Origin of the sequence: Sphingomonas sp. dw_22, assembly GCF_018449795.1 — a bacterium.
In the GTDB taxonomy this organism is placed as follows: domain Bacteria; phylum Pseudomonadota; class Alphaproteobacteria; order Sphingomonadales; family Sphingomonadaceae; genus Sphingomonas.
Genome location: NZ_JAAVVE010000021.1, coordinates 64,301 through 70,741 on the forward strand (window position 1 = coordinate 64,301; position 6,441 = coordinate 70,741).

At 69.2% G+C, this 6,441-nt stretch carries 5 protein-coding genes and 1 pseudogene; 3 read left to right on the top strand and 3 right to left on the bottom strand.

Annotated features, from left to right (window positions below):
• Positions 1-86: 86 nt before the first annotated feature.
• The 3 genes from glcF to HB724_RS11295 are packed head-to-tail and all read right to left on the bottom strand — an operon-like array spanning position 87 to position 4,140.
• Positions 87-1,376, bottom strand: coding sequence for a glycolate oxidase subunit GlcF (gene glcF / locus HB724_RS11285; protein ID WP_213981034.1), 1,290 nt, complete (start codon positions 1,374-1,376; stop codon positions 87-89).
• Positions 1,376-2,647, bottom strand: a complete 1,272-nt coding sequence (locus HB724_RS11290; RefSeq protein WP_213981035.1) for an FAD-binding protein — start codon at positions 2,645-2,647, stop codon at positions 1,376-1,378. Before HB724_RS11290 ends, glcF begins: the two co-directional genes overlap by 1 nt.
• Positions 2,647-4,140, bottom strand: coding sequence for an FAD-linked oxidase C-terminal domain-containing protein (locus tag HB724_RS11295; RefSeq protein ID WP_213981036.1), 1,494 nt, complete (start codon positions 4,138-4,140; stop codon positions 2,647-2,649). Before HB724_RS11295 ends, HB724_RS11290 begins: the two co-directional genes overlap by 1 nt.
• Positions 4,141-4,248: 108 nt before the next feature.
• On the opposite strand from HB724_RS11295, the gene HB724_RS11300 reads away from it, so the two are divergent.
• The 3 genes and pseudogenes from HB724_RS11300 to HB724_RS11310 all read left to right on the top strand — a co-directional run.
• A complete protein-coding gene (locus tag HB724_RS11300) occupies positions 4,249-5,076 on the top strand; it encodes a phosphogluconate dehydrogenase C-terminal domain-containing protein (RefSeq protein ID WP_213981037.1) in 828 nt (275 codons plus the stop codon).
• 62 nt (positions 5,077-5,138) lie between these two features.
• Complete coding sequence (locus tag HB724_RS11305) at positions 5,139-6,083, top strand: D-ribose ABC transporter substrate-binding protein (protein WP_213981038.1); 945 nt, start codon at positions 5,139-5,141, stop codon at positions 6,081-6,083.
• Positions 6,080-6,441: pseudogene (locus tag HB724_RS11310) on the top strand (hypothetical protein); the annotation flags it as partial. The gene HB724_RS11305 and the pseudogene HB724_RS11310, both read left to right, overlap by 4 nt.

Sequence of the window (6,441 nt, forward strand, 5' to 3'; positions counted from 1 at the left end):
GCTGGTTTTGTTGTTGTTCCGCCGATCGCGGCGTTCACATTAAGCCATGACGGCGCGACGCCATCAAGAAAAATCCTATTATCACACTATTTGTTCATCGCCAGGGGCCTTGGCCCGCCCGTGGCCCAATCGAGCAGCTCCACGGTGTGGACCACGGGAATGGCGGCGCGCTGACCGATCTGCATCGCGCAGCCGATATTCCCGGTCGCGATGACATCGGCCTCGAGTCGGGCGAGATTGGCGGCCTTGCGGTCGCCCAGCTTCCCCGCGATCTCCGGCTGGAGGATGTTATAGGTGCCGGCCGAACCGCAGCAGAGATGCGCCTCAAGCGGCGTGCGCACGATATAGCCGGCGCCTGCGAGCAGCCGTTTCGGCGCCTCCGTCACCTTCTGGCCATGCTGGAGCGAGCAGGCCGCGTGATAGGCGACCGTCAGCCCCCGCCCGTCGCCGATCGGCAGCCCGGCATCGATCAGCAGCTCGCTCACGTCCCTGGCAAGCGCCGAAACCCGCGCGGCCTTCTCCGCATAGGCGGGATCCTCGCGCAGCATGAAGCCGTAATCCTTGATCGTCGTGCCGCAGCCCGAAGTGGTGATGACGATCGCGTCGAGCCCGCCGTCATCGGCCAATGCGGCCCAAGCATCGACATTCTGGCGTGCGGCGGTGAGGCTCGCCGCCTCCTTCCCCATATGGTGGACCAGCGCGCCGCAACAGCCTTCGCCCGGCGCGAACACCACGTCATAGCCGGCGCGATTGAGCAGCCTGACGGTGGCCGCGCGGATCTCGGGCCGCAGCACCGGTTCGGCGCACCCCTGCATCAGCGCCACGCGCCCGCGCGGCCGCTGCACCGGCGACGCGGCGTTCGAGGGTTTGGGCGCCGCGCGCTTCGGGGCCAGCGCGAGCATCGCCGCCATCGGCTTCAGCGCCGGGAAGCGCTCCACCAGCGGCGTGGCCGGCCGCGCGAGCCGCGCCAGCGCCAGCGCGAGGCGGAAGCGCCCAGGATAGGGGAGCACCTGCGCCAGCAAGGTGCGGAACAGCCGCTCGCGCCACGGCCGGCGATAGCGTTCCTCGATATAGGCCCGGGCATGATCGACCAGGTGCATGTAGTTCACGCCCGACGGGCAGGTCGTCATGCAGGACAGGCACGACAGGCAGCGGTCGATATGCTTGACGACCTCCGCGCTCGGCTCGCGCTCGTTCTCGAGCATGTCCTTCATCAGATAGATGCGGCCGCGCGGGCTATCGAGCTCGTCGCCCAGCAGCACATAGGTCGGGCAGGTCGCGGTGCAGAAGCCGCAATGCACGCATTTGCGGATCACCGCCTCGGACGCCGCCATGGCCGGATCGGCGAGCTGCGCGGGAGAAAAAGCCGTCTGCATTACTGGAATCGCCCCGTCTCGAACACGCCCGCGGGATCGAAGGCACGGCGCACCCGCTCTTCCAGCGCCGCGACGCCTGGGGCCTGTGGATGGAAGGCCGGCACGGCGGCGCGCATCGCTTCCGGCGCGCGGACCAGGATCGCATGCCCGCCCGCCTTCGCCGCCGCGTCGCGCACGGCGGAGGCGTCACCGTCAAAGGCGATCCACACCAGCCCGCCTGCCCAATCGAACAGCCAGCGCGCGCCCAGCGGCGCAAGCGCGGCAACGACCGAAGGCCCGCCGCTTGACGGCACGTTTACGCGCCATAGCGGTGTGACGGCAGTCCCAAGCTCAAGCCCCTCCCCTTCAGGGGAGGGGTTGGGGGTGGGGGATGTCTCACCGAGACCGGAGCCCTCCCGGACAGGCCCCGCCCCAACCCCTCCCCTGAAGGGGAGGGGCTTAAGAAGGGCTTCGAGCGTGCACAGCCGTCGCCACCACGCCGCATCGGCCTCGCCATCGAGCGCCAGCACCGCGCCATGCTCGCCAAGCAACTGCTCGACCATCGCCGCGCGCGCCGCCACCGATGGCCCGAAGCCGAGCAGGCGCAGCGCGGTCAGCGAGCGTCCATCGTTCAGATCGGCCGGCAGATGCGCGGCCGCGCCCACTTCGGCCTGCGACCCCATCGCCGCCGCCATCACGCGGACCGCCGCCGCCGGATCGAGCCCTTCGACCGCGCGGGTCGCGGCAACGGGCGCGCGCGGCAACACCTTGAGGGTAAGCTCGGTGATCGCGAACAGCCGGCCCCAGCTTCCCGCCGCGAGCTTGGGGAGGTCATAGCCGGTGACGTTCTTCACCACCTTGGCCCCCGCGACGAAACTCTCCCCCCGCCCCGAAACCGCGCGCAGCCCGAGCAAATGATCGCGCGCACCGCCGCCGGACAGGCGCAGCGATCCCGAAACCCCGGCGGCGACCACGCCGCCGATCGTCGCTGCGCCGGCCGCCTCGCCCAGGATCGGGCCATGATCGAACGGATCGAACGCCAGCATCTGCCCACGTTCGGAAACCAGTCGCTCGACTTCGGCGAGCGGCGTGCCCGCCCGCACCGTCAGCACCAGCTCGGCCGGGTCATAGTCGATCACCCCCGCCAGCCCCGACAGGTCGAGCGGCCGCGCCTCCGGCCGCGGCGCGCCGATCCCGGCCTTGCTGCCGCCGCCACGGATATCGAGCGTCGCGCCTGCCCGTATGGCGTCCGCGACGACGTCGCGGATATCGTCTTCGTTCAAGGGACGCATCAGAATCGCGGCAGCTCCGGATGGGGCAGCTCGCCCCGGTGGACGTGCATCCGGCCAAGCTCGGCGCAGCGATGCAGCGTCGGGAAGACCTTGCCGGGATTGAGCAAAGATTGCGGATCGAACGCGCATTTCAGCCGCTGCTGGTGATCGAGATCCGCTTCGCTGAACATCGTTGGCATCAGGTCGCGCTTCTCGACGCCCACGCCATGCTCGCCGGTCAGCACGCCGCCCACTTCGACGCACAGCCGCAAGATGTCGCTGCCGAAAGCCTCGGCCCGCTCCAGCTCGCCGGGCTTGTTCGCGTCGTAGAGGATCAGGGGATGGAGATTGCCGTCGCCGGCATGGAAGACATTGGCGACCTCCAGGCCGTATTTTTCCGACAGCTCCGCCATCCGCTCCAGCACCTCGGGCAGGCGGCGGCGCGGAATCGTGCCGTCCATGCAGTAATAATCGGGCGAGATCCGCCCCACCGCGGGGAACGCCGCCTTGCGCCCCGCCCAGAAGGCGATGCGCTCCGCTTCATCCTGCGAGGCGCGCAATGTCGTCGAGCCATTGGCGCGGGCGATCGCGGTGACTTCCTCGATCAGGTGGTCGCATTCCGCTCCGACGCCGTCGAGCTCGACGATCAGCAGCGCCTCGACGTCCAGCGGATAACCGACCTCCACGAACGCCTCGGCAGCGTGGATCGCGAGCCGGTCCATCATCTCCATGCCCGCCGGGATGATGCCCGCCGCGATCACGTCGGCGACGCATTGCCCCGCCCTTTCCACGCTCGGAAAGCCGATCAGCAGCGCCCGCGCGCCCTCGGGCTTGGGCAGGATCCGCACCGTCACTTCGGTGACGACGCCCAGCAGCCCTTCCGAACCGACGATGACGCCGAGCAGGTCGAGTCCCGCCGGATCGAGATGCCGCCCGCCCAGCCGGACGATCTCGCCGTCCATCATCACCAGCTCGACGCCGAGCACGTTGTTGGTGGTCAGCCCGTATTTCAGGCAGTGCACCCCGCCCGAATTCTCGGCGACATTGCCGCCGATCGAGCAGGCGATCTGGCTCGAAGGGTCGGGCGCATAATAGAATCCGCGATCCTCGACCGCACGCGTGATCGCGAGATTGGTGACGCCCGGCTGCACCACCGCCAGCCGGTCCTCGTAATCGATATCGAGCACCCGGTTGAACTTCGACAGGCCGAGCAGCACCGCATCCTCCAGCGGCAGCGCACCGCCGGACAGCGACGTGCCCGAACCGCGCGGCACCACCTTCACGCCCTCGGAATGGCACCAGGCGAGCACCTGCGACACCTGCTCCACCGTCTCGGGCAGCACCACGACCAGCGGCATCTGGCGATAGGCCGTCAATCCATCGCTCTCGAACGGCCGCAATCCGTCCGGATCGGCGATCACGCCCTCCCCCGGCACGATTCGGCGCAGCGCGGCGACGATCGAATCGCGCCGCGCGAGCGTACGCGCGTCGGCTTCGGGCATCTTCAGCGTCATCCGGCTCCCCTAGTCGCACCTGCCTTGCACGGCAAAGCGATCCTCTCTTGCGCTACTCATTATACCAGCATACCATATCCGCCAAGACGTTGTTCACGGAGGGGATGCATGGTCGCGGTTGCGCTATTCGGCGCCGGTGGAAAGATGGGCGCGCGCCTGTCCCGCAATTTGAAGTCGAGCGAATATGACGTGCGGCATGTCGAGCTGAGCGAGGCCGGCCGTGCGCGGTTGAAGGACGAGCTCGGTATCGAGTGCGTCGATCAGGCGGCTGCGCTCGACGATGTCGACGTCGTCATCCTCGCGGTGCCCGACACGGTCGTCGGCAAGGTCGCCCATGCGATCGCGCCTTCGCTGAAGAGCGGCGCGATGGTCATGGCGCTCGATGCGGCGGCGCCGTTCGCGGGGCACCTCCCCGATCGCCCCGACCTGACTTATTTCGTCACGCATCCGTGCCATCCGCCGATCTTCAATGACGAGACCGATCCCGCCGCGCGCGACGATCGGTTCGGCGGCCTCCATGCGCGCCAGAGCATCGTCAGCGCGCTGATGCAGGGGCCGGACGCGCATTACGAACTCGGCGAGGCGATCGCGCGGACGATCTGGGCGCCGATCCTGCGCTCGCACCGGGTGACCGTCGACCAGATGGCGCTGCTGGAGCCGGGCCTGTCCGAAACCGTCTGCGCCTCGCTGCTCGACGTCATGCGCGAGGCGATGGACGAAGTCGTCGCCCGCGGCGTGCCCCAGGAGGCTGCGCGCGATTTCCTGCTCGGCCATATGAACATCCTGGGCGCCGTGATCTTCCAGCATATTCCGGGCGTCTTCTCCGATGCCTGCAACAAGGCGATCACCTTCGGCAAACCCCAGCTCATGCGCGACGACTGGAAGAGCGTCTTCGACCGTGACGAACTGGCCGCGAGTATCCAGCGGATTACGTAAAGGGGTTTGCACTGGGTCGACGCTCCCGGAAAAGAGGAGCGAGGCTGTTTTGGGAGAGACAGGTGATCGAACGGCGCACGGTCCTGGGCATGCTCGGAGCAGCGACTCTCGTCGCGGGCTGCTCGTCGCGCGCGGGCGCCGGGCGCGGCATCATCGCGATTATCATGCCGCCCTATGACAATCCCTTCTTCCGCGCCCAGGCCGAAGCCGCGCGCGATCGGGCAAAGGCGCTCGGCTACGAGCCGCTGATGCTCGTTCATGACGACGACGCCAGCAAGCAGTCCGAGATGATCGACACCGCGATCGCACGCGGCGCCAAGGCGATCATCCTCGACAATGCCGGCGCCGCCGCCACCGTCGCCGCGGTGCGCCGCGCCCGGGCGGCGGGCGTCCCCTCCTTCCTGATCGACCGCGAGCTGAACGTGCGCGGCGTCGCCGTGTCGCAGATCGTGTCCAACAACTATCAGGGCGCCCAGATCGGCGCAGAGGCGTTCGTCGCCGCGATGGCCGAGAAGGGCCCCTATGCCGAGCTGGTGGGACGCGAGGCGGACACCAATGCGACGATCCGCTCGGAGGGGTTCCACGCGATCCTCGACCAGTATCCCGACCTGAAATCGGTCGCGCGCCAGTCCGCGAACTGGAGCCAGACCGAAGCCTATGCGAAGATGGAATCGATGCTGCAGGCCAATCCGCAGATCAAGGGCGTGATCTGCGGCAACGACACCATGGCGATGGGCGCCTGGGCCGCGCTGAAGGCGGCGGGACGCACCGATGTGATCGTCGTCGGCTTCGACGGCAGCGACGACGTGAAGCAGTCGATCCTGTCGGGCGGCATCCGCGCCACCGTGCTCCAGCCCGCCTCGCGCCAGGCGCGGATGGCGGTGGAGCAGGCCGATGCCTATCTGCGCACCGGCAGCACCGGCCAGCCCGAGAAGCAGCTGATCGACTGCGTCCTGATCGTGCCCGGCAATGCCGCGCGCCTCAGCAATTTCGACATGCGCGCATGAAGGGCGCCGCGCCGCTCCTCCTGCTGGCGCTGCTCGCCGGCTGCCGGTTCGAGACGCGCGAGCAGGCCGCGCGCCACGCCGCCGGCGCGCAGGTAGCCGATATCGACGGCATGGCGGCCGAGGCCGCGCGCACGCTCCCGGCCACGCCCGCCGGAAAGGCCACCGCCTTCCAGCCGGGCCGCAGGGGCGTGGCGGCCCTCGCCGTCCCCCTGACCGGCCGCACCGTCCCCGCCTCACACGGCCACCGGGCCCGCGCCCGTTCGCTCGCACCCCCTGGCGACGGCAGCGGGGCGGCGACGGTCCCGCGCCGCCCCGGGCCCCGCCCCCCCGCGCGCGGCGCCCCCCCGCCCCCGCCCCC

Coding starts and splice junctions, on each gene's coding strand:
- HB724_RS11295 (WP_213981036.1), bottom strand. CDS start 4,140: ATGACGCTGAAGATGCCCGAAGCCGACGCGCGTACGCTCGCGCGGCGC.
- glcF (WP_213981034.1), bottom strand. CDS start 1,376: ATGCAGACGGCTTTTTCTCCCGCGCAGCTCGCCGATCCGGCCATGGCG.
- HB724_RS11290 (WP_213981035.1), bottom strand. CDS start 2,647: ATGCGTCCCTTGAACGAAGACGATATCCGCGACGTCGTCGCGGACGCC.
- HB724_RS11300 (WP_213981037.1), top strand. CDS start 4,249: ATGGTCGCGGTTGCGCTATTCGGCGCCGGTGGAAAGATGGGCGCGCGC.